The sequence below is a fragment of the Cupriavidus sp. U2 genome, assembly GCF_009663685.2.
Lineage (GTDB): Bacteria > Pseudomonadota > Gammaproteobacteria > Burkholderiales > Burkholderiaceae > Cupriavidus > Cupriavidus necator_C.
This window is the reverse complement of sequence record NZ_RCOG02000021.1, coordinates 1-21,712: the sequence shown is the minus strand read 5'-3', so window position 1 is coordinate 21,712 and position 21,712 is coordinate 1. Positions and strand designations below refer to the sequence as shown.

At 58.4% G+C, this 21,712-nt stretch carries 20 protein-coding genes and 1 pseudogene; 16 read left to right on the top strand and 5 right to left on the bottom strand.

Going from position 1 to position 21,712, the window contains the following annotated elements; translation table 11 throughout:
• Positions 1-102: 102 nt before the first annotated feature.
• Positions 103-1,026, bottom strand: a complete 924-nt coding sequence (locus tag D9X30_RS16065) for a LysR family transcriptional regulator (RefSeq protein ID WP_153949771.1) — start codon at positions 1,024-1,026, stop codon at positions 103-105.
• Between the two features lie 166 nt (positions 1,027-1,192).
• On the opposite strand from D9X30_RS16065, the gene D9X30_RS16060 reads away from it, so the two are divergent.
• From D9X30_RS16060 to D9X30_RS29865, 6 genes are all read left to right on the top strand, one after another.
• On the top strand, positions 1,193-2,611 hold the full coding sequence (locus D9X30_RS16060) for an aldehyde dehydrogenase family protein (RefSeq protein WP_153949772.1): 1,419 nt from the start codon (positions 1,193-1,195) through the stop codon (positions 2,609-2,611).
• Positions 2,612-3,164: 553 nt separating this feature from the next.
• Positions 3,165-3,893: an oxygen-binding di-iron domain-containing protein gene (locus D9X30_RS16055; protein ID WP_153949773.1), complete on the top strand. Its 729-nt coding sequence runs from the start codon at positions 3,165-3,167 to the stop codon at positions 3,891-3,893.
• A 416-nt stretch (positions 3,894-4,309) separates the two neighbouring features.
• Positions 4,310-4,612 (top strand): helix-turn-helix domain-containing protein, encoded by a 303-nt coding sequence (locus D9X30_RS16050; RefSeq protein ID WP_153949774.1) that lies wholly within the window; start codon positions 4,310-4,312, stop codon positions 4,610-4,612.
• A 79-nt stretch (positions 4,613-4,691) separates the two neighbouring features.
• Positions 4,692-5,954 carry a type II toxin-antitoxin system HipA family toxin gene (locus tag D9X30_RS16045; protein ID WP_249640982.1) on the top strand — a complete coding sequence of 421 codons (1,263 nt, stop codon included), beginning with the start codon at positions 4,692-4,694 and terminating at the stop codon, positions 5,952-5,954.
• Between the two features lie 95 nt (positions 5,955-6,049).
• A complete protein-coding gene (locus D9X30_RS29870) occupies positions 6,050-6,391 on the top strand; it encodes an MFS transporter (protein WP_153949775.1) in 342 nt (113 codons plus the stop codon).
• Positions 6,388-6,675 carry a hypothetical protein gene (locus D9X30_RS29865; protein WP_153949776.1) on the top strand — a complete coding sequence of 96 codons (288 nt, stop codon included), beginning with the start codon at positions 6,388-6,390 and terminating at the stop codon, positions 6,673-6,675. The genes D9X30_RS29870 and D9X30_RS29865 overlap by 4 nt, the downstream gene beginning before the upstream one ends.
• A 161-nt stretch (positions 6,676-6,836) precedes the next feature.
• On the opposite strand, the gene D9X30_RS16035 is transcribed toward D9X30_RS29865, so the two are convergent.
• Positions 6,837-7,097, bottom strand: a complete 261-nt coding sequence (locus tag D9X30_RS16035) for an SDR family NAD(P)-dependent oxidoreductase (protein WP_228771079.1) — start codon at positions 7,095-7,097, stop codon at positions 6,837-6,839.
• 2,115 nt (positions 7,098-9,212) lie between these two features.
• Here D9X30_RS16035 and D9X30_RS16030 point away from each other — a divergent pair.
• The 5 genes and pseudogenes from D9X30_RS16030 to D9X30_RS16010 all read left to right on the top strand — a co-directional run bounded on the left by D9X30_RS16030 (position 9,213) and on the right by D9X30_RS16010 (position 14,744).
• Entirely contained in the window at positions 9,213-9,926 is a 714-nt protein-coding gene (locus D9X30_RS16030) for an AAA family ATPase (RefSeq protein WP_084004148.1), read from the top strand.
• A complete protein-coding gene (locus D9X30_RS16025) occupies positions 9,926-10,954 on the top strand; it encodes a ParB/RepB/Spo0J family partition protein (protein ID WP_084004147.1) in 1,029 nt (342 codons plus the stop codon). Before D9X30_RS16030 ends, D9X30_RS16025 begins: the two co-directional genes overlap by 1 nt.
• Before the next feature lie 1,736 nt (positions 10,955-12,690).
• A complete protein-coding gene (locus D9X30_RS16020) occupies positions 12,691-14,001 on the top strand; it encodes a replication initiation protein (protein WP_153949777.1) in 1,311 nt (436 codons plus the stop codon).
• Between the two features lie 54 nt (positions 14,002-14,055).
• Positions 14,056-14,433, top strand: a pseudogene (locus D9X30_RS16015) (toprim domain-containing protein); the annotation flags it as partial.
• A 98-nt stretch (positions 14,434-14,531) separates the two neighbouring features.
• Entirely contained in the window at positions 14,532-14,744 is a 213-nt protein-coding gene (locus D9X30_RS16010) for a hypothetical protein (protein ID WP_153949778.1), read from the top strand.
• A gap of 267 nt (positions 14,745-15,011) precedes the next feature.
• Here the strand turns inward: D9X30_RS16010 and D9X30_RS16005 are convergent, their stop codons facing one another.
• Together D9X30_RS16005 and D9X30_RS16000 are read right to left on the bottom strand one after the other, a co-directional pair.
• Positions 15,012-15,479, bottom strand: coding sequence for a hypothetical protein (locus D9X30_RS16005; protein WP_153949779.1), 468 nt, complete (start codon positions 15,477-15,479; stop codon positions 15,012-15,014).
• 8 nt (positions 15,480-15,487) lie between these two features.
• Positions 15,488-16,510 carry a PRTRC system protein D gene (locus D9X30_RS16000; protein WP_153949780.1) on the bottom strand — a complete coding sequence of 341 codons (1,023 nt, stop codon included), beginning with the start codon at positions 16,508-16,510 and terminating at the stop codon, positions 15,488-15,490.
• Between the two features lie 1,042 nt (positions 16,511-17,552).
• Between D9X30_RS16000 and D9X30_RS15995 the strand changes: the two genes are divergently transcribed.
• The 5 genes from D9X30_RS15995 to D9X30_RS15975 all read left to right on the top strand — a co-directional run bounded on the left by D9X30_RS15995 (position 17,553) and on the right by D9X30_RS15975 (position 20,705).
• Positions 17,553-18,683 (top strand): helix-turn-helix domain-containing protein, encoded by a 1,131-nt coding sequence (locus D9X30_RS15995; RefSeq protein ID WP_153949781.1) that lies wholly within the window; start codon positions 17,553-17,555, stop codon positions 18,681-18,683.
• A 14-nt stretch (positions 18,684-18,697) separates the two neighbouring features.
• Positions 18,698-19,336 (top strand): hypothetical protein, encoded by a 639-nt coding sequence (locus D9X30_RS15990; RefSeq protein ID WP_153949782.1) that lies wholly within the window; start codon positions 18,698-18,700, stop codon positions 19,334-19,336.
• 155 nt (positions 19,337-19,491) lie between these two features.
• Positions 19,492-19,785 carry an HU family DNA-binding protein gene (locus D9X30_RS15985; protein ID WP_153949783.1) on the top strand — a complete coding sequence of 98 codons (294 nt, stop codon included), beginning with the start codon at positions 19,492-19,494 and terminating at the stop codon, positions 19,783-19,785.
• Entirely contained in the window at positions 19,775-20,152 is a 378-nt protein-coding gene (locus tag D9X30_RS15980; RefSeq protein WP_228771080.1) for a hypothetical protein, read from the top strand. Before D9X30_RS15985 ends, D9X30_RS15980 begins: the two co-directional genes overlap by 11 nt.
• On the top strand, positions 20,088-20,705 hold the full coding sequence (locus tag D9X30_RS15975) for a hypothetical protein (RefSeq protein ID WP_228771081.1): 618 nt from the start codon (positions 20,088-20,090) through the stop codon (positions 20,703-20,705). The genes D9X30_RS15980 and D9X30_RS15975 overlap by 65 nt, the downstream gene beginning before the upstream one ends.
• Positions 20,706-20,804: 99 nt before the next feature.
• Here the strand turns inward: D9X30_RS15975 and D9X30_RS15970 are convergent.
• The coding region (locus D9X30_RS15970; protein ID WP_502799638.1) for a DNA/RNA non-specific endonuclease at positions 20,805-21,712 on the bottom strand (908 nt) is incomplete at its 5' end.

The window sequence follows — 21,712 nt, the reverse complement described above, 5'->3', positions numbered from 1 at the left end:
TCGGTTGAGCACGCGTATCGCTGCGACGAGAAACTCTTCGGCGCAGCGTGGCGGAGGCGGTCCTGGGCCTAGCCGTCGACTTTTCTAAAGGCCATTTTAAGGTCAGCGTTTTTTCGGGGTACGCACGCCCCCGGCTGGACGCAGTTCGTGAACCAGTTCGATGAGTGCGCGCAGACGCGCGGGAACGAAGCGGCGTCCTGGATAGTAAAGCCGCAATCCGCCAAAGGGCTGACACCATGGCGTCAGCACCGGCACTAGCGCGCCTGAGGCCAGCTCCCGCTCGATAAACCATTCGGTGATAAAACCGATCCCGTGCCCCTGCAGCACTGCTTCCTTAATGGCCGGCGATTCGTTGAACGCCATCCTCACCGGCAAATCCATCTGCAGCTTCTCGCCGTCGCGCTCAAGCTCCCAATGGTAGATACCGCCGTGCGACATGCGCATGCCGATGCTCTGATGTCTGAGCAATTCGCCTGGATGTTTCGGTGTGCCATGGCGCTTCAGGTACTCGGGCGTTGCCACAATTAGCATGCGGAAGTCGCCAGTCAGCGGCACCGCAATCATGTCCTGCGGAACTGACTCGGCGAGGCGGATCCCCGCGTCAAAGCCCTCGCCGATAATATCAATCATCCGCGACTCGCCCACGATATCCACGCGCACCTGTGGGTACCGCCGCACGTACTCGCCGATCAAGGATTCCATCAGCAGAAGCGCCACGCCCTGCGGTGCGTTGATCCGCAGCGTGCCGCTCGGCGCATCCGGCCCGCTACCCGCCTCTTCACCGGCGCTTTGGATTTCTGCCAGTGCCGGCGCAATTCGCTCTACATAACGCTGCCCGGCATCGGTCAGCGCGACACTGCGCGTCGAGCGGTTGAACAGGCGGACCTTAAGGCGCGCCTCCAGCCCGGCCACAGCGCTGCTCACCGCTGTGGTGGACATGCCGAGCTCCTGCGCAGCGCCACGGAAACTGTTGCGACGCGCGACTGCTAGCACAACTTCCAGCTCCGTCATTCCTGTGCGATGCATTCGATTATCCTGATTTTCGGCATACCTCATCCAGCATAAGGTGCCTTATCAGGACAATAAACCATGCCTAGACTTCTTTCCACCCCATCCATCCCATCCATCCCCCCAACCCAAGCTCAAGCACCGTCTGCCGACGGGCGAAACGCGGGTCCCCAAAGGAGTCGAGATGCAGCGCATTGAACATATCTATATCGACGGCGAATTCGTGACGCCGCACGGCCTGGAGTGGTTCGATCTTTACAACCCGAGCACCGAGGAAGTCATTGGTCAAGTGCGGCTTGGCGACGAGCACGATGCACAGCGAGCTATCGCAGCCGCTAAGGCCGCCCTGCCGGCTTGGTCACGGACCACACGCGAAGAGCGTCTGGCTGCGCTGCGCCGCATGCATCAGGCCATCGCCACACGCCAGGATGCTCTGATGGAAGCGATCGTGAAGGAGTACGGTGCGCCCGTGACTCGCGGACGCTGGATGGCGACTTACCCGGCCGATGTGATCGCCCAGGCCATCGAGACGCTGGAGTCCTTCGAGTTCGAGGAACACGTCGGGATCGCCCGCGTGATCCTCACGCCGGTGGGCGTGGCCGGTCTGATTACGCCGTGGAACAGCAATGCGGGCTTCATCTGCAACAAGCTTGCGGCCGCGCTCGCAGCGGGCTGCACTGCCGTCATCAAGCCCAGCGAGATGAGCGCCCTGCAGACGCAAATCGTGATCGAGGCGCTGCACGAGGCTGGCTTGCCCAAGGGCGTCTTCAATATCGTCAATGGTCGTGGCGACGTGGTTGGCGAGGCAATCGCGCGCCATCCGGATGTCGCCAAGATTTCGTTCACCGGTTCGTCCGCGGTGGGCCAGCATCTGGTGGCAACCGGTGCGGCCACCATGAAGCGTGTCACGCTGGAACTCGGCGGCAAGTCGCCGACCATTGTGCTCGACGATGCCGATTTCGCCAGCATCATGCCGCTGGTGCTGAACGCCGGCTTCATGAATAGCGGCCAGGCCTGTATCGCAGGCACCCGCATCCTGGTGCCGCGCAGCCGGCTCGCCCAATTCGAGCGGGCCGTCAAAGACGCTCTCTCGCAGTTCAAATCCGGCGATCCGCGCGATCCGGAGACCGCTATCGGCCCGATGGTGAGTGCGAAGCAATGGGAACGCGTCCAGAACTACATTCGGATCGGCATCGACGAAGGCGCGACGGTGCTTGCGGGCGGCGAGGGAAGGCCCGACGGATTGCAGGCCGGCTGGTTCGTCAAACCGACGATCTTCACAAACGCCACCAACCAAATGCGTATTGCGCGCGAGGAGATCTTCGGTCCGGTGCTAACAGTGATTGCTTACGAGGACGAGGCCGATGCGATTGCGATCGCGAACGACACGCGCTACGGTCTGAACGCGATCGTGCTGGGTCGGGATGTCGAGCGTTGCGAACGCGTGGCGCGTCAGATCGATTCAGGGCGAGTGCTGATCAATACGCTTGCGCATGAACCACGCGCGCCGTTCGGCGGTTTCAAGCTTTCGGGGCTTGGCCGCGAAATGGGCAGATGGGGAATGACCGCGTATCTGGAACCGAAAGCGCTGCTGAAGGCATGAGGTGGGTCAGCCGAACTCGCGCTGCGCGTCAAACCCCCAGAGCCATGGTCATGGGACCAGGACCCCTGACAATCGTGCGTCCCACTCGCGACGAAGTCGGCCAAATCTGGGTCGGCGGCAATACGCGCATGCATGTCGAAGGCCGGCTCCACGGCCTTTGAAAACGGCCGACGAAAAAGAGGCAACTGGATGCTCGGGGTGCTGGCGACATTAAGCCGATCCCGATCGCCCCATACGCCGGATAGCTTGCTCGCAAACAGATTGCCGGCGCGACGCGACAGCATCGGATCAGCTCGATCAGCATTTTGACATTCGAAAACACACCAGGATTCTCACCACTCTTTCATGATTCGGCGGCAAGCCGGTCGGGAATTGAACTACGCGATTCGGATTTCCTCCCGCTACCGGGTCGGCCTAGGCGCCTCATCCGAGACGTCTGGCTCACGGATTTCTAAGAGGGCGTACCCGCTGTCAGCCGTGTGACCTGCTTGCAAGTCGCCTACAGTAGGGAGCAGGCGCGGAGATATCGACGCATACACAAAAGGAGCGCGGCATGGCGACACTCACCCTGTCCAGCGGCACGACGATCGACGAGATAGCAAACCAGATCTATCGGATCGCGACCCCGGTCACGCTCCCTGACGGAGACGGATTCTCCTTCAACCAGTACTTAATTGACGACGACGCTCCGCTACTATTCCATACCGGTCTACGCAAGCTCTTTCCTGTCGTTAGGGAGGCGGTCGAGCGTGTGATGCGCCTCGAGCGCCTGCGCTACATTGGGTTTTCGCACTTCGAAGCCGACGAGTGCGGTTCGCTCAATGCGTTTCTCGCTGCGGCGCCGCGCGCCGAGGCACTGTGTGGCCAGGTCGCGGCCATGGTATCGGTGAATGACTATGCCGATCGACCGCCGCGCTCGCTGGCCGATGGCGAGACCGTCTCGCTCGGGAAGCACTGCGTGCGCTGGCTGGACACCCCGCATTTGCCTCACGCATGGGAATGCGGGTTCCTGATGGAGACCATATCGGCCACCTTGCTTTGTGGCGATCTATTTACACAGCCAGGATCCCGTCATCCCTCGCTGACCACGCACGATATCCTCGCGCCAAGCGAGGCCTTTCGGCGCGGGCTGGACTATTTCTCGCACACGAAGCATGCCAGGACAATGCTAGACCGTCTCGCGGGGCTACAGCCCACCACGCTTGCCTGCATGCACGGCAGTGCATGGCAGGGCGACGGGGCGGCCTTGCTGCGCGCATTGGCAGACAGCGTCGAGGTATAAGCGCGGGCGTCCCGCGCAAATTGATGACGCCCTTCGCCAAGGCCCTCCTGCAATGAACGCAATCTCTGTACGGTCCTCCGACGCGCGACATGCGGTGCCGACTCTCGCGTTGAGACACTGAAATCCGTCGGACTGGACGCCCGCGGCCCTTCGGCAAGTGCCTCAGGCGCCATGTGGAACTGCTCTAAAGTCGGGGCCATTTGCATCCCGCTGACGCGCAGTTTAATACGTCTTAATGCATCCAATACAGGGCCTTATCCGCATATCGACACCATAATGAAGCCTTTCGGGTGCATTATGGTCTTGACAGAAAGCGCGTAGGGACGTAGTGTTCATAGCGCAGCCTATTAAGTGCATTAATGACATTTTTTGTCGATAACTCACTCTATAACGTGCACTACACTACAGCAGCGTAGATGACGACGATTCGCAACTCTTCGACGGGTGACGAGATTGCCGCAGAAATCGGCGCTCGATTACGACTTAAACGCCTAGAGCGAAACCTGACCGCCGATGAACTGGCCAAACGGGCTGGACTCGGACGAAACGCGATAGGCGATATCGAGGCAGGCAAAGACGTGCGGGTTTCCACCCTCATCAAAGTTATGCGCGCGCTCAGCATGCTAAGCAATCTTGACGCTGCTTTTCCGGATGCCTTACCTACGAGCGAAGCGCTCAACAAACGAGGTCAGGTCAGGGAACGTGCTCGCAAAACCTAGGAGATACTGATTGGCTACTGCAAAGAAGTCCGCCCAGCCAGCGCGCAAACGAGTCTCTCGCCCAGCCCCGGGAGTCTCGGTGAGTGCACAGGTGCGGATGCATGGCCAGACTATCGGCACCGTCACGGAATTTGACAGCGGGCGGATCGGGTTTAACTACGACCCCGAGTACCTCAGCACCGGCGGTACCAGCATCTCGCCTGAATATCTGCCGGCTGAAACAGGCTCGTTTGAGTTTCCCGAACTAAGGCGAACCGAGGCCTTTCTTGGCCTCCCCGGCGTATTGGCGGACGCGTTGCCCGACACCTTCGGTAATCTCATCATCAAGAAGTATTTCGCTGATCGCGGCGAGCCTGAAAAGGCGATGAGCCCAGTTCAACGACTGCTCTACATTGGCGACCGCGCCATGGGCGCGCTCGAGTTTCTGCCCCGGATCGATCGCACGCCCACAGCCAACGAGGCCGAAGCCCTCGAAGTCGGCGCCCTGGTTGAGGCCGCTCGAAAGATTGTGGCCGGCGAACAGGACGGCGCGATCGCAGAACTCATGCGTATTGGTGCGAGCGCCGGCGGCGCACGGGCCAAAGCCCTTATTCTCTGGGACCGTGAAAACAAACAGATTCGCTCTGCTTTCGTCGAGCCACAGCCTGGTGAGGAACATTGGCTGATCAAGTTCGGCGGCGTGGAGTCCGCCAACCCGAAGGACCACCAGGCACAACCGTTCAATCGGGTCGAATACACGTACGCACTCCTAACGAAAGAACTCGGCATCGACATGGCGCCAGTGGACTTTATCGAGGAGCCGAGCGGTCGATTCCACTTTTTGACGAAGCGATTCGATCGCACTGCGGATGGTGGCCGGATCCATATGCACAGTCTGGCAGGCCTCGCACATATCGACTACAACATCCCACGCGCATACAGCTACGACCAATACTTCCGCTGGATTCGCACCTTCCTGATGCCCCAGCGCGCGATCGACGAGGCGTACCGCCGGATGATCTTCAATGTTGTGGGCCGTAACCAAGATGACCACGTAAAGAACTTCGCTTTCCTGATGTCACCTGCCGGCGAGTGGAGCATGTCACCGGCCTATGACCTGACGTTCTCCGCAGGCAACGGATACACGCTGCAACATCAGATGACGATCAACGGCAAGGCGGATGACTTTACCGTCGAGGAACTGATAGCCTTCGGCGACAAATTCCAGGTCACAAAGCCGAGGCAGATCATCCAGCGAACAGTCGAGGCGTTCAGCGGCTGGGCCGCCCTGGCTGCTCAGTGGAACGTTGCCGCCAACGAGATCCAGGCGCGTGCCAGCCGCCTTCGGCTGTTTAAGACCTGACTAGCTAGATGTGACGTCGCGACGAGCAGCGTGTTCTTTCTCGCGATCCTGGTCTTCACGGTGGCGTCCCTGCTGTGCGGACTGGCCAACAACGTGTGCCACATTTCGTCGCGGCGCGGTTGCTGCAAGGCATCGGCGGTGCGATGATGGCGCCGATCGGCCGGCCGATCGTGGTGCGCAGTACCATGCTGCTTGCCACCGCACTCGGCAACCTCGGCATGAAGGCGGTGACCAGCCATATCCTGCGGCGCCGGGGCTTCAACAAATGGGCGTCGGTAGTTGATGTCATCGTCGCCCCCATCTTCACGATTCTCTGCGGGGTGTTGACGCCGGATACGCCGCTCGTCTGGAACCTGATCGTCGTCTTTGTCTACGATCTGGCCCGCGCGATGCATTTCACCACGCTGGCGTATGCCGACGTGCCCCTGCGCAGATGAGCGGCGCCAGCACGCTCTGGAGCGTGGCGGGCCAGATGATGATTGGGCTCGGGGTTGCTTTAGGCGCCGTTTCGCTGCGCCTGGCACCCGAGTTCCACGGCGAAAAACGGCATGGACAACTCGCATTTCTCGTTGCCGATTTTCGCATTGCCTTCTTGTTGTCGGGCGCGCTGACCCTGGTTTCGCTGATCGGATATCCTGGATTGGCCAACGACGCCGGCCGGAACCTGGCCGACAAGACCGGTGGGGAGCCGACCGGGACGCCGAGCAAGGCTGCGAACTGATCCCCTGCCGTTCGGGCCGGGCTCAATGAGCTCGGCCCAGCTGGGTAATTACGCCGTGGTCAGCGAGCGGGGTTCCCAATATCGCCGACCCTTTTCAAGGTGGCTCGACATAGCTGACGAGCGGGGCGAACTGGTCGCGGCCTCCTCTGCATATTTGCGGCTCACGTTAACAGCTGCCCGCCGTCGACCACCAAGGTCTGACCGGTGATCCAGCCCGCGTGTTCGCTGGCGAGGAACAGCACTGCGCTGGCGACCTCGCCGGGTGTCCCGAGCCTGCCGAATGGGACCGAACGTAGTGTCCGATCATAGAGAGCGGGATCGGAGGTCTTCCGCTGCTCCCACGATCCGCCCGGAAATTCGATCGAGCCGGGCGCCATCGTGTTGACCCGGGGCACGCGGAGCACGATTTCCTGCTCGGTCAACGCAATCGCGCTCTATAAAATGTCATGTGGGATGTTTCGCTAACTTTCACACTTGAAAGTGCTCCGGTTTTCGAAGGCTAGATTTTTCTCGCACCCGAGTCGCCTTTCATCTAGCCCTGCGACTCGTAAGCGCGCCGCGAGGCATAGTTGGCCCGCTCTCTCTTCCTCAAGGTCTCGTCGACAATGGCTCTTTGAGCTTGCTCCCGCCTGAGCAAGGCGAGGCCCGCAACGCGCGCCGGCAAGAGCGTGTGAAAACACGGACCCGCCCCGTATCTATATGGAAGGAAGGCGCGAGATGCCCTATTGAGGATGCTTATACCTAGCTATACGCGGTATAGCACCCCGGTTGGCTCTCGATAATCATTCTCGTAAGAACCGCTACGCCCTGCGGCGTAGTGCCCTAAAATAATTTGCATTGCATTTCACTCTTCCAAAGTGACCAGATCGACGTGCTGCCTGCCACTTTTCGCGGTAAAGCCTTGATTAGCAAAGGCTTAAGCGGGCTGGCGTTCCCGGGCCCAGATGTCGACTATCGCTGGCTTCCGGGTCGCATTGTCAGCCTGACGGTCGTCGTACTTGGGCTAGGTCGATCGAACAAGCGGTTGGCCCGGTCATGCCGCTACCGCATCGGAAAAGCGCGCCGCGCTTCGACCATGCCAAGGCTACCTCTGTTTCGGCATCCCGTGGCACCGCGCGCTACGGCCGGGTAAGGTCGCCTATAAGCGTATGGGGTCGGCATACTGCCAAGGTCCTATCCCGAGACTCATAGCGGAGCAAAAAGCAGGCACTGCACGCTGTGTCGTGACGAGGCATAAGCGATGTATGCGAACACAATCGAGCAGATCGTGCTGAAGCTGGATAAGTTTAGCTGGGCTCTCGTGTATCTACACCGGGCACCGGCAAAATGTGTTTTCGCCCGCCCCTTCCAAAACATGGGATGTCCGTAATGATGCTGGGGGAAGGTCAGGCGTCAGGCCGGACCAGCGGCGAAGGCTTACGCCCTCAGCGGATGGTCGACATGATTACGCCGCGCCGATAGCTGCACGACGCGACGCTGCTAAATAGCAATTTATTATTTTTATAAAATACTTACCGCAAGCTCTTCGTGAACGCTCCGCCCCGCCTCGCCGAGACTTCCGGCTCAGAATATCCCGGTCTGTATTTCGACCACAACCGCAGCGCTCGCAGACTTAAGCACACGATGATCTGGCCCGCTCGGGACTTTCACGCTTGAAAGTCGCCGGGCTCAGGCAGCCAGCTATTCCGCCGTATCGCTAGTCTCATTCGAATCCCCCGTTTGTCACCCAGCACATTGCGACAACGCAATGGCAAGTCGCTATACAGCTGCCCAAGGCCACGTCGGCCCGCTTAGCAGAGTCTGGACCTTCCTTTGTCGGGAGTAATGCCTGCCGCGCTCCGAAACGCTTTCATGCTTGAAAGGACGTAGAGTCGATTCCATTAAGAAAAACGAGACCCACGGAGTTAGCCACCCGCATACGCTTCCGTCGAGATCAACTTTCATACGTGAAAGTTGCTTAAGACCTAGTGAGCTTAAACCGATCTCCAAAAATCTCCGGAGCGGAATTTTGACTCACAGCATCGGACATTTCGAGCGCGGGAGTAAGAAACGATAGACGCGGCCACGAGACTTGCAACCATCGGAAGGTCCGCCCAGCATCCTACCCACGCAGTGGTTGTCCGGCGACGACTAACGAACCGACGCGACTTTCATGCTTGAAAGTCGCTGAGCCCGGTCTCACGCAATTTCGCGTCTCATCTAGCCGAAAACGTAACCGCTGAACGTAAGGTGGCGGCGCCAAACCCTCATGAGGCGCTGGAAATCTTTGCTCGCACAACTTCCCTTCGAACGTTGCGCGACCACAGACCTAGGGCAGTTAGCAGGTAGTCAAGCCACCGGACTTCATCCCAACAACTTTCATACTTGAAAGCCGCCCTTCAACGACGAGCCCCGGACAGAAAGAGCGTCGCAAAGCTGCAACGGCAATGTGGAGTTTTCCTTGTCTTAATGCAATGGGATGGTCTATTACCACAAAGACTCGCGTAGGACACATCAGTTGTGATATTCTATAATATATATTTTTTAGGGGGAAATTTATGGCAGCTAAGATTGTTACTGTCTTCAATCAGAAGGGCGGCTGCGGAAAAACCATGACGTGCATGCAGTTGTCGGCCGCCTTTTCGCTGCGAGGTTTTCGCACCCTGCTTGTCGATATGGACAAGCAAGGGACAAGCACAATTTGGGCAGGGCAGGGGGGTAAGGAACGCTCATTCCCCGCAGAGGTAATAAGTCTGGCCCCCCTGCGCGAAAAAATGCTCGGCGAGATCGAAAAGCGCGCCGACGTCTACGACTTCATATTCATCGATTGCCCTCCTGCGATCGAATCGTCTATTCCGTGGGCGGCGCTGAACATTTCCGATATCGCGTTGATTCCCGTCATTCCGCTGATGGACAACGTCTGGGCAAGTCGCGAGGCAAAGGAACTTGCACGCCGGGCAAAGTCGGAAAATCCGACGCTATTGACCTATTGCATTCCCTCGATGTCGCGCCGAGGGAACGTGTTCAAGGCATGCACCGAGATTCTTCAAGATGATCAAGAGATTCCGTTGCTAGATGCAGGCCTTCAGCAGCGCAATGCATATGGTGAGTCTCAAATGTTTGGGCTCAGCGTGCACGGTGTATCAGGAGCTTCGGCGGCAGTAAAAGAAGTCGAGGCGCTTGCCGACGTCGTTCTTCAAAATCTCGGATTCACGGTGCAGAAGAAGCAGAGCAAAGGCAAGACCGCAAAGCAGAAAGAGGAGGTGGTTTGATGGCAAAGAGTCGACTCGAACAGATGCGAGATCAAGCGGCTAAAGCCCTGTCGGCGGCGCCACCAGCAGATCGATTTGCGCGCGCCCAGGCACTGGTAGAGCGTCAGCCAAACGGCTTTGCTGAAAAGCGGCCTGAAGAACAGAACACGAGCGTCGCCGTAGCCCCTCCGCTTACCGCTACGGTAGTCAATTTGCACACAGTCGAAGCGGAAGCCCCAAAGGATGGTGAGCCATACTTCGAGGAAGTCGATATCGGCTTGATCGATGAGAATCCGTTTAATGCTAGACGGCTCTATCGCCCCGAACGTGTTCATGAACTCGCCGGTGAAATTCGGGCAGACGGACAGCTGGTCCCAGGGCTTGCTACCATCAGGAATGGGCGACGCGTGCTGGCCGGTGGCCACTATCGCCTTCGAGCCCTCAAGGCAGCAGCGAAGACGAAGATGAAGCTCATGATTCATCCGAATCTGACCGACCAACAGCTCTATCAAATTTCCTACAAAGAGAATGCAGAGCGCGAACAGCAGTCGCCACTGGACAATGCACTGGCTTGGAAGGCATTGATTGACGAGGGAGTCTACCCGAGCGAGTCCGCCATTTCTGAGGCCACTGGCATGTCTCTGCCAAATGTCAACAAGACTATGGCCATCCTCAAGCTGTCGGAGGGCATCCTAGATATCGTCAAAGAAAGACCCGAACCTTTCGCATTGTCGACCCTGTATCAATTGACGCTGCTAGAACGAGTAGCAGGCGTGTCGGTTGCAGCTGCCATGGCCGCTAAGGTGAAAGACGAAGAGGCAGTGTGTCGAGATGTCGAGGACGCACGTGCGCGGTATGAAAACAAGCCTGCGCGCAAGCAAAAGGAAACCTCGAGGCAGCATAAGTTGCATGCTGCTGATGGAGCTCCGCTGGGCGTTCTCAAAGACTGGGATTCGGGCAAGGTTACCTTCGAAATTACGCTCCAAGACCCAGTTAAGCGCCAAGCGCTGGTCGATGAACTGAAAGCAAAGTTTTCGGCGATGCAATGACATCGACCCGCGGCTGTATCAAACCAGCCGCGCCGTTCCTTGGCGACAGGCCAACGAGTATTCGATTTGCACGGAAGACGGACCCAGCATTTGCATCGAAGATTGACCCACCCCCGAGGGTCGTGCCTTCTGTTGAGATGGTGTTTGCTTGTCGGTTCGTTTTTCCTCCTTGGGTTGGAGCGCTGCTGCGCGCGAAGCGATAGCTGTAGTCGCCTGTCTCCGCGATGCGGCAGCGATGTGTGAGACGTCCCAGGCGGTGGCGATCTTGCCGCCACCGAACGCGGCTGCCCCCCCGCCAAAGCTCAGAATCGTCGTGATGACACACTTATGCACTCGTTGAGCTTGCTGATGGGGTGAAACAGCATGGCGTCTCCCGCCTGGCTGATTGGTGAAAGCCCAATTCGCCCAGGATCACCAGTTCCGTGCAAGTGAGTCGCGTTGCCATCTGGCCCTAGTCTCCGGTCGACTTCTCTAGCTCCGGTAGGTGTCCGGATCGACCGTCGATAAGATCCTGACTTGGCGACGATTTGTGCGCGCCACTCGCCGTGCTGAACGCAACCTGTCGTGTTTGTGGAACAGGCCGCCGATGTTTCGTGAAGGACTCTATCGGGTTGAACGGATGGGCACCGTAACGCGGCACGCATGTAATGGCGAACTGTCTTGCGCGAAGTACGCATCGGGATCTCGCGAAGCGGAGTGCCAGCTGCCTCGTCGATCACTCCGAGATCCCTCCCGTTGGGAAGGCACCTATTCCAGGCGTGGGTCAACATTCGATGCAAATTTGTCCGGTGCGGTGTCAGTGGTCGATTCCAACGGGTCTTTGTGTTCTGTTCCCCCAATCTTGTTCACCCTTTGCTAGAGATCTCTGGGAATGCACCTGACGTTTACGTGCTTTAGTAAGCACTGTAAACCCTTTAGTAAACCTTTAGCTTGTCTAAGTCATTGATTTCAATGAAATTCTAGCTCTCAAGGTGAACATCGGTGGGGATTTGGTGAACCCCTTTGGGGCGAAGGGGGTGTGGATTTGGGGAATAGGTGAAACCGTATGAGGCCAAAGGGTTGTGGATTTGGGGAAAGGGTGAAGGCGATTGGGGAGCGGGGACTACCTTAGAAATGGTGAACAGTTTTGGGGTCGCTTAAGGTGAACCTTATTGGGGCCGTCTAGTGCCTGGCGTCGCACCTCTAGTTATGAGGTGAAGATCTTTGGGGTAAAGCAAAGGTGAAACTCTTTGGGGCGTTGAGTGAGGCCGGCTCTCCGGAAGCGGCTCCAATATGCCAAGGTGAACATTTTTGAGGCGCTCATAGGTGCAAAGATTTGGGGATAGTATAGTTGGTGTGTACTTACTTACTGTGCGAATAGACTCAAAGGTGCATAGATTTGGGAACTCTCAGGTGAACGACTTTGGGGGCGTGTCCCTGGGTAACCCAGCGCTCCATAGGCCCGTCAGCATCAATCCTCAAATTGATTCACCTTTTCCCATTCACTGGCCTCAAATGAGTTGCCCTTTCCAGCGCGTTTCAGCCTTCGAACTCGAAAGGTGCATGAATTTAGGGAGCTTTCGCTGCTATCAGGTGAACGCTTTTGGGGCAGCGGCACCTTTGATCTCTAGCTGCAGCTTGCTGATTCGCAACAGTTTTTCGCGCCAGGCGCGCGTCTGAGTAGAAAACTGCATTTCCGCTTGATAGGTGAACGCGAGGAGACTAAGATTTCACCAATTCAAAGTTCGGAAACAGTGATGACGCGAGCGAAAGCGCCTTCCAAAGGGTCCCAGATTGCGCTGTTCCAGCAGCCCGAGGTGCCGGAGCCCTTCAAGAAGGCGGTTCAAGCCATCCACGTTTCACCTGTCGGGGGCGCGCTAACGCTGCAGCAGCGCAGGCTTTTCAATGCCCTGATCAAGAATGCCATCGAGCACCGGCTAAGCCAGCAAGGCGCGGTGGACACATTCCAGATTTCGATACCGGAAATGATGTCCAACCTGGCTCTCACTACCAAAGACACCGGGTATATCAAGGAAACGGCGAAGTCGCTAATGAGGACCGTCGTCGACTGGGACCAGTTGAATAGCGATGGAACAGCAACGTGGACAGGTTCGACTTTGCTGGCTGGGGCGAAGATCACTGGGTCACAGCTATCGTATTCATTTGCCCCGCAGATCCGGGAAGAGCTGCTAAACCCGGAACGCTATGCCATGATCGACATGCGCATCGCGAAGCTGTTTCGCCGCGCCCATTCGCTAGCATTGTGGGAAAACACGGTCCGCTACGAGCGGGTCGGAATCACGGCGCGAATCCCTCTGCCAGTTTTCCGGAATCTGATTCTGGGGCGCGAAGAAAGCGAAACAAAGTATAAGGAGTACAAGATCTTCAAGCGTGCAGTGTTGAATCCCTGCATCGCGGAGATATGTGACGTCTCGGATCACATGCTTGAACTCATCGAACACAAGGTTGGTAGGTCAGTAGCCGACCTTCAGTTCAAGATCACGCGGAAGGAGCAGGCTGTCACAGAGGATGACGTCGCCGGAGGCGAGCTTGTGCAAGCTATGGTCAAATTGGGACTACCTACTAGCGAAGCCCGCAAGCTAGCCAAGACTCACAGTCATGGTTCGCTGCGCGATGCTTTGGCCTATGTTCGCGCGAGGCTTGCAAAGAAAAACGCAGCGCCAGTCGAGAACGTTCCCGCCTATTTCCGAAAAACGCTAGCCGAAGCTTGGGGCCGAGGAATGGACGCCGAGGAAGTTACGGAAGAGTCGGCGAGTACCGCCGTGCCGAAGGCGAAATCCGCAGCAGAGGCAATGGAAAAGTACATCGCAGCCCGATTGCCTGTGGCCCAAGAGTACTTTGCCGAATTGTCTGCGGAAGAACAATCGACATTGATCGATCAATACAACGAGCAATGCGTTGCCATAGATCTGAAGCTGGCCGCAAACAAGCGTCCTTCGAAGCTGGCCCAGACAAGTTTCTATAAATGGCTTTCCGACCATACTTGGGGCGTTCCGACGTCGGAAGATATTCTCTCCTTCGTGCTCACGGGCAAAGTCGCAGGTTGATCATTGGAACGGTCCGAAGCAGCGCGAACGGCGAACCGGTCCAAGGCCAATCGCGGCGGAGCAGTGCGGCTCATGCCGCCACGCGACGGCGAGCTCGGCATTGCGGAAGGGCTTGAAACGGCGTACGCCGCATACATGCTTTTTGGCATCCCGACCTGGTACAGCCTGAATCGTGTGTTGCTGAGTCAGTTCGTGGTCCCGGATGGCTTTGGGATTCACACCATTCACATCTTCGCTGACTTCGATGAGATCGACGTGAAGACTGGAAAGTCGCCCGGAATGGCCGATGCGCTCAGGTTGCAAAAGCGCCTTCGCAGCGAAGGCTATAAGGTCGTACTGCATCGCCCCAAGGTTCGCGGAACAGACTTCTGCGACGAGTGGCGGACTGCATATCAGCTGCGGCAATTGTCTGAACAGGCGATCGCCGCCTAATTTCAGCCGCCGGTAACGGCGGTTCATTCAAATCTCTGCCCTGTGGGTTCTCCCACAGGGGCGAAATCCATGGTGGCAGATCCTCTCCGGAGAACGCAATGCCACAGAAAGGCTTTACTGTCATCGTCAACAAGCTGCACATCCACGCCATGCGTAGTACGGCCAATCAGGACGTCCAGGCATGGAAGTCCGATGCTCAGTTCTTTCACGTCTACCGAAAGGACGGCAGGGACACCTTCACGCTGCTGGAGAGCAACCTGTCCTTCGATTCAGCCGTGGATTTCTGCCTTGCACCTTGCACGCTTCACTGAAGCATGCCGACCTCTTGAAACACAAAGCCCAGCGATCACGCTGGGCTTTTTTCGTTTCTAGGTCGGTGATTGGTTACGCCGTTCTCCGCGCCTTGATCCCACGGTAGAAGCCGACGCAGGCCTCAAGCACACAGTAGCAAATCACGGTAGCGAAAACGAAGCGGGTGACATCGTGAGGGGTGGAAAGAAACTCAAAGAAGCGCATGGCTGTTTTCTCCTGAACGGTTTGTTATAGATTGCCACAGCAATGTTGTTCGTCAAGTCGCGTCAGTATCGGGCGAGAGCTTGAGTGAGTGCGGCGACGTCGATCCCGGCCAGCGGGTCCGCAGGCGTGTCGGCATCGGCCCGAGTCTGCGCATCAGTGTCCGCCTGCTTCGTTGTTGCCAACGTTGTCGGCGTGACGGCTGGCGGGATGACAGGCGCGATGACGGGCGCTGGTGCTGCGGGCGGTACCGATGCCGGTGCCGACGCGACTGGCAACGGTGCTGTGTCACCCGGTGACGAACGAGCATCGATGGCAAGCTGGCCCTCGAGCACGGCAGACGAGCCCGCCACCCCGAATCCAGGTATGGGCAGCCGGGGTGTGCCGTTAGCTACCGCCACGCCCATTGCCTGCAATCCTTGTCTTGCCAGCATGCGCAAAACGAAGGACCGTTCGCGAGCGGACGGAAACTGCTGCAGGTATGTGATCAGGTCGGACTCGACCAGGGTCACAGTCATCTGGAGCTTTTCCATGGAAGCCCTTACGCGGCGCGCTGTGCTTGGCGCGCTGCCGCGCCGATGGTGTAGAAGCCCCGCACATTCGCAAAGCACGGCGAGTCCATCATGTGGATCGGGTTAAGGGGAAACGCTGCCCGGATCGCCGGTGCATAGAGTTGGGCACCGCCGCCAGTCAGGATGATGGCGCGCAAGTCGTCGGTACGGCCCACGCGGGTCTGCACTTCCTTGACCGGCTGCTGGGTGAGCGCCATTGCTTCAGAGAGATACGGAGTCAGGTCGAGATTCTCCCCAAAATACACGAGTGGTTTGGCCTCGCGAATCGCCTTGTCGATACGCTCGATGCCGGCATCGGGCTGGCCGCGGTCGGCGGAGATGAGGCTCGCGACCTGCTGATAGACACGCGCAGCGCCGCCAGGAACGCCTCCGCTGCGCGTATCGTCGACGGTGTAGCCCCGGGCCACCACCCAGTCGGTCGTGAAGTAGCCCACATCGATGACCAGGTAGGCATTGTCGGGATCGTACTGCTTGCCGCTTTGCTGAATGTAATGAATGAGCGTCCCGAGCGGTTGCGGCAACGGCAGCACGCTGCCGACATGGATGTCGCCCCACCCGAAATCGTGCGTGCCGGCGAAGCGGTCCTTCAGGTGTGACGCGTACTTCTGTGTGTTATGGACGGGAAGGCCGAGCACGAGCCGGTCGACCTCCCTTGCGCCGGCGTAGTGAAGTGCGCCGGCGAGGAGGGCGGCGTAGCCCGGCGTGGATGCGAAATCCTCGGATAGCGAGCGGCCCGTATGATGCGCACCGCTGATTGAGACGTCCGGCCCCACCTCGTAGCGAGCGCCATCCACTTCGACGGTCAGAACATTGCGGCCCTTGAAGACGCCGCCCCCAAATGCGTTGAGAGAGCTGTTCACTGCTAGCGGTGCAAGCGACGGGAACATGTTCGTCGCGATCTCGGAGCCCATCGCCCAGGCGGTCTTGGTGTTGCCATATCCGACGTCGATTGCGATGGTCGGGTGCTTGATGTGGTCGATTTGTTGCTTCATTGTCAGCTACCTTTCAGATGGATTGGCTCGTTTTCGTCGATGTGTCGCGGTCGGAGCTAGTCTTTGCAAGTCCCGGTTGATGGCGCTTGGTCCCACTTAGTGGCACTTGGTGCCACTAAGTCCTTTGAACTCGGGCCAAGGGGTGGCACTTGAAGGGACTTGGTGGGACATGCTCAGGCATGGACCGACTTCGGGGCACATTGCTATCACCAACTCTACCGGCGAAAAAGCGAAGTCAAGTTCCGAAAGCTGGGCGATTTGGCGTGCGAACCGTTGCCCAACAATCGCATCCTGGTTTATTCTTGGTGCACCCACCGCGTCCCCGACGCATCGACCTCGCCGCCATCTATGCGGCAAATCCCCCCCGAATCCGTCTTACACATGGGATCGGGGCGCATCTGTCTGAGCCGCACAATGTCGCGGCATTTTTTTCAATCGGCTCAGGTACATACTGGACCACACTGAGTACCCCGTACACCGCGATACCAATTGGCTTTGCGGTCGGTTTTGGGCAATGAGCTGAAATGAGGACATGTGCAAGCCGGACACCCGGACACATTGGTACCTCGAACTATTCCACTAGCCCAGCGGCGAGAAGCGGGGTGAGCGAACGTTGAGCCCGATACACGGCGGTTCAGATGTCGCTACCTGAAGGGCAGGACGTAGGTTGATTTGATCAACCGGACGCTCCAACACCATACGAACGGCGTGCGCGGCCGTAGAACAGAACAGCGCAACAAGAGTTACGCGGGCGGCGTGGCGTGGTGCTTGCACCAAGCGGCGTTCATGCTGGGGAGCGGTTCCCCTCAGCAACCGGGTAGCCCGTCGAGCGTATTGCGCGAAGCGCAATAGGTTCGGTCGGGACAGTCATGCACGTTTCTTCCACGTGAGGGCTGACCAGCCATGGAATCGCTAAAGGACCTGGAAGAGCAGGGCCACCACTGGTGGATAAAGGGCAAAGTGGGGCGTAGATACGACACGCAGTGTTACGGGGAACACTGTGGGGATGTAGAACGCCGGACGTGGGAAATGGGAGGGAACGATGCGCCAGATGGCGGTATTCAACGTACGTGGATTGTTAGCAAAATACGAACTGCCTACTCGAATGAGGTCGGAGTTAGAGGTGGTATTAACCGACAACCTGAGGAAGATCCTCAGTCAGACGAGAGTGAGTCTGAAAAGCGCGTCGCTGAAGACGCAGGAAAGGCGAATGTACACAGTGTGCCGCTCGTTTGTGGAGTTACGTGAGCGAGGCTTCATGCTTGAGAGCCCGTACTCGCTGCGGCACAAGCACGTCCAGGCACTGGTAAATGGATGGGTGGAAGAAGGGCAGACAGGGGGGACGATCGAGAACAAGCTCAGTCACCTCAAGGCGCTCTGCCAGTGGCTTGGAAAGCACGACCTGATTCGCCCCCTGGGAGACTACACGGACAGGGAGGCGCGTGGACTCGTCCGTTCCTATGTGACGAGGAAGGATAAGTCGTGGGAAGCGAACGGCGTAGACGCTATGGCGGTGATCGCCGACATTGAGAAGGACGACCCACGAGTCGCTATTCAGCTGAAACTGCAGTCCGCATTCGGACTACGCGTTGAGGAAAGCTGGTCGCTCAAGATTGCTACGGCGCTGAAGAATTTGGACACACTAAGGGTGGTCGACGGTACGAAAGGGGGGCGGAAACGAGAGGTGCCCATTCGGCTTCAACTTCTGGTGCTTGAGCAGGCCGCCAGGCTCGTTGATCCGCTGAGCGGCTCGACAACGCCATCGTCTTACAACATCAAGCGATGGAGAAGCCGTTACAACTCAGTGCTCCGCAAGCACGGCGTGTACAAGAAGGGGTTGGGCGTTACTAGTCATGGCTTGCGTCATGGGTGGGCGCACCAGATGTATGAGGAGTTGGCCGGCGTCCCTGCGCCCATTAAGGGCGGCGAGGCGCCTGATCTGGAGGCCCATCGACAGGCTATTCAGGCGATCGTGCTTGCCGCCGGCCATAGCAAGCCGTCCAAAAGTGGTGCTTATCTTTCAACGTTCGCAGCCATGGCTGCGGTCGATAGGCCACAAGTCTCAAAGGAAGATGTTATGGCGGCTCTCCGTCGGCATGGAGGGAACAAGAGCAAGGCAGCTGCAGAGCTGGGAATAACGCGCCAGAGTCTTTACCGACGAGTTGCCAACTGAGTGAAGGAGTTCACGTGCACGAAAACAAGGAATACACACAGGCGGAATTGGGAGCGATTGTGAAGGAAGGCATTTCCGTGGCAGCTATAGACCGTTGGCCTTTTATCAAACTTCCTGAATCGCTGAGCACGGTAGCACGCGCTACCTTAATGGAAGATCCTGACGACGCGAGCGCTCAGGAGGAGCTTGATCGTGCCCTACTCCCTCGGCACGGCCTACGTACCGCCTGGGGCTGTATCGTGGTGGAGTTCTCGGCGTCCGACTTGACGGACGGTACAGTGATGGTTGAAGTGTCCGGATACTTGAATGAGGATCCGTACTTGCAGCTATCTCATTTGCGACAGGGCGTCGAAGAGGTGGGGCTGTTCCTGAGTGACGTTGCGAACGCGATGTTGGAGTCTGAAGCAGAGCTATCGATGTGGGACTGCGATCTGGAATGGCAGGACAACTACACTACGAGCCAGCTTTTTAATCTGTTGGGGTTCATTGGCGTTGCCGACAATGTCGCTTTCATGAGGGCCGGCGGCCAGATCGGTGATTGGCTTGCGAAGACTGACATACATGCGATCTTGCATGCCTGCCGTGATCCGAAACTGCTTTCCTCTCTTGACGACGAGTCTCGCCTTCCGATTACTCGGAGCATCGTCGAATAGTCGTCAACTGACAGCGCGTGATTTTGAGCGGTTTTCTTGAGCGTGCTCATGATAAAAACCCGGAAAGCTCGCGGTTTTGTACCGTCATTCCGGGTGACTTGCCGATGTGGGCATGGTTGAATCGGAATTTCCAAGACCAGTACGGAGAAACTTGCATGACCAAATCTGAACTAATTGACGCTATCGCTGCTGGTGTCGAGGGCCTGTCCAAGGCCAAGGCAGAGCACGCCCTGAACGCCACCCTCAATGCCATCATGGATGCCGTGGCCAAAGGCGACACGCTCACGTTGGTCGGCTTCGGTGCTTTCAGCAAGGGAGAGCGAGCTGAGCGGACTGCGCGCAATCCGCGCACCGGCGAAGAAATCACTGTTCAGGCCGCCAAAACGGTGAAGTTCAAGGCCGGTCAGCGATTCAAGGATGCCGTAAACGGTGACGCCGGTGCAAAGTGACCAGACGGGCGCGGCCTCGCCGCATTACGTGCCAGTCGCACAGCTGCTCGCCGATACCACGGAGCTCCCCCAACGCATCGACGCAACGGTCGTGCGATATCGGGGCGTCACGTGTCACGTTTATGGAGTTCTCCACGGTCTGACCGGCGGCACCAACCGGCAATACAAGGCCCTGGTGGAGCAGGCCATCGAAGATGCCCCGGGCGAGCTAGTCTTTGGCGAGACGAAGTTCGGGAAGCTCTATCGAGGCATCCAGGTGGAGATGGACGACTGGACCGAGATTCCGCTGCGCGACGCCTCGGATGCAATTCAAGGCGGCGCTGACGCCGATGCGAATGTTCATGGTGGCCGCCGGCATGCGTCGTGAGCGCCGAACTGAGGTTGACCGCTTTGGAACGGGCGGTGTTCGTCGCCTGCAGGACATCGGCGGCTCCGCGGCCTTCCATGCCTTGTCGCCCGATGAACGTCGCAGGCTTGCCGGATTTCCCGATCCTTACTCGTACCTGGTGGAGAACTGCCGTCGCCGCGCGGGCGGTGGTGACCGCAACGGACCTGTGTTTCCCGACCCGGATTGGCGTTGGCTCGCGATGATCGAGCCGGAGCTCAACATTCCGTTGCGCAGCGTCTTTATGTTGGAGTTCGCCGTGGAGCGCGCTCGAGTACTCGGGGGCAGCGAGATCTCGATTTTTGTGGGCGAGATTCACAATTCGGACATGGCCTGGCTGGCGGGCTTCGACGAGACCCTGTTGGACCAGTCGGTCCTACGCACGGTGAACGACGTTCGGTCGCGCGCCATAGAACTCGCCCGTGCGCGAGGCCGGCCATCACGCCTCAGGTTCGCCCTCGCCGCCCTGGCGGGAGCCAGCATTCCACTGTCGATCTATTTTGGCTTTGGTATGTGGCTCTGGGCCAACCGGTAGACCAGAAAACCGGTATCAAGAACGCGAAAGGCACGTCTACGGGCGTGCCTTTCGTCCTTTTTGAAGGGAACATGTTCCTTCGACTACTTGTCCGGTGGGCTATCGTGCGTAGGCCAGAAGCAAGGTAGCCAGGGCGCCGGCGTCGCCTACGAGTCGATGGATCGAGCCTGCGGGAGATTTGTCTGCCAGTGATTCGCCCGACACCAGCCAAGAGAACTTCACGCGGCGGGACGGCTTTTCGCCGGGATGAGGCGTGGGCGCGGGAAGATCAATGGGCTGCGACCGCTGCGCGCGAGTGAGCGCGGGGAAAGGATCGACGCCCGTGAAGTGCGTCAGTTCATCGATGCTGATAGCGCTGTAAGCGGGCGTCGCATCGTTGCGGACAACGTAGGCGGCCGCGCCGACACCGGGCACATAGATGGCCTTCCAAAGGAAGTCGGGAATCCGAACGCGGCTGTTGAGGGTCGCGCTGGTCTTCGAGAATGCCGGACCCGTGACGACCTGGATGGCGCCGTATTGGCGAGCCAGCCGGCGTGTCGACGTCTCGATGTGGCTCCAGGTGCGACGGTTGGAGAGGCTGTTCTGCGGAACAACGTTGGCCAGGCTGAAGCTTTCGGCTTGCGATGCCTTGTCTGCGACATCCCCACTTGGGGCAAGGTGCCCACGGTCCATTCCAGATCGGCTGAAGTCCTGCAGGTGTGCGCGGTCGGCGGCCGGAAGGCGTTCCTCCTCGTAGAAATCGCTGTCGCGCGGCAGCGAGCGTGCGGCTTCTACGGATTCCCTCGTGAGCCGCTCGGCCGACCAAAGCGCGGTGCGAGTCTGGGCGGAGTAGAGGACGGCGTAGGCACGGTAGCAGAGCAGCTGGGTCCTGCCTGCTGGTTGGCTAAGGGCTGGTTGACCGTTGCCCAGTACGTGGGCGCATTCTGCGGGTTCTTTCGCGCTGGCAGTGGCTGCGACAAGCGCGAGGCTGAGGGCGACTACGAAGTGGCGAGTCATGGCTGAAGGTC

Excerpts from the sequence above, each read along its gene's own strand:
- D9X30_RS16065 (WP_153949771.1), bottom strand. The coding sequence starts at position 1,026 with ATGCATCGCACAGGAATGACGGAGCTGGAAGTTGTGCTAGCAGTCGCG.
- D9X30_RS16060 (WP_153949772.1), top strand. The coding sequence starts at position 1,193 with ATGCAGCGCATTGAACATATCTATATCGACGGCGAATTCGTGACGCCG.
- D9X30_RS16055 (WP_153949773.1), top strand. The coding sequence starts at position 3,165 with ATGGCGACACTCACCCTGTCCAGCGGCACGACGATCGACGAGATAGCA.
- D9X30_RS16050 (WP_153949774.1), top strand. The coding sequence starts at position 4,310 with ATGACGACGATTCGCAACTCTTCGACGGGTGACGAGATTGCCGCAGAA.
- D9X30_RS29865 (WP_153949776.1), top strand. The coding sequence starts at position 6,388 with ATGAGCGGCGCCAGCACGCTCTGGAGCGTGGCGGGCCAGATGATGATT.
- D9X30_RS16030 (WP_084004148.1), top strand. The coding sequence starts at position 9,213 with ATGGCAGCTAAGATTGTTACTGTCTTCAATCAGAAGGGCGGCTGCGGA.
- D9X30_RS16025 (WP_084004147.1), top strand. The coding sequence starts at position 9,926 with ATGGCAAAGAGTCGACTCGAACAGATGCGAGATCAAGCGGCTAAAGCC.
- D9X30_RS16020 (WP_153949777.1), top strand. The coding sequence starts at position 12,691 with ATGACGCGAGCGAAAGCGCCTTCCAAAGGGTCCCAGATTGCGCTGTTC.
- D9X30_RS16010 (WP_153949778.1), top strand. The coding sequence starts at position 14,532 with ATGCCACAGAAAGGCTTTACTGTCATCGTCAACAAGCTGCACATCCAC.
- D9X30_RS16005 (WP_153949779.1), bottom strand. The coding sequence starts at position 15,479 with ATGGAAAAGCTCCAGATGACTGTGACCCTGGTCGAGTCCGACCTGATC.
- D9X30_RS16000 (WP_153949780.1), bottom strand. The coding sequence starts at position 16,510 with ATGAAGCAACAAATCGACCACATCAAGCACCCGACCATCGCAATCGAC.
- D9X30_RS15995 (WP_153949781.1), top strand. The coding sequence starts at position 17,553 with ATGCGCCAGATGGCGGTATTCAACGTACGTGGATTGTTAGCAAAATAC.
- D9X30_RS15985 (WP_153949783.1), top strand. The coding sequence starts at position 19,492 with ATGACCAAATCTGAACTAATTGACGCTATCGCTGCTGGTGTCGAGGGC.
- D9X30_RS15975 (WP_228771081.1), top strand. The coding sequence starts at position 20,088 with ATGCAATTCAAGGCGGCGCTGACGCCGATGCGAATGTTCATGGTGGCC.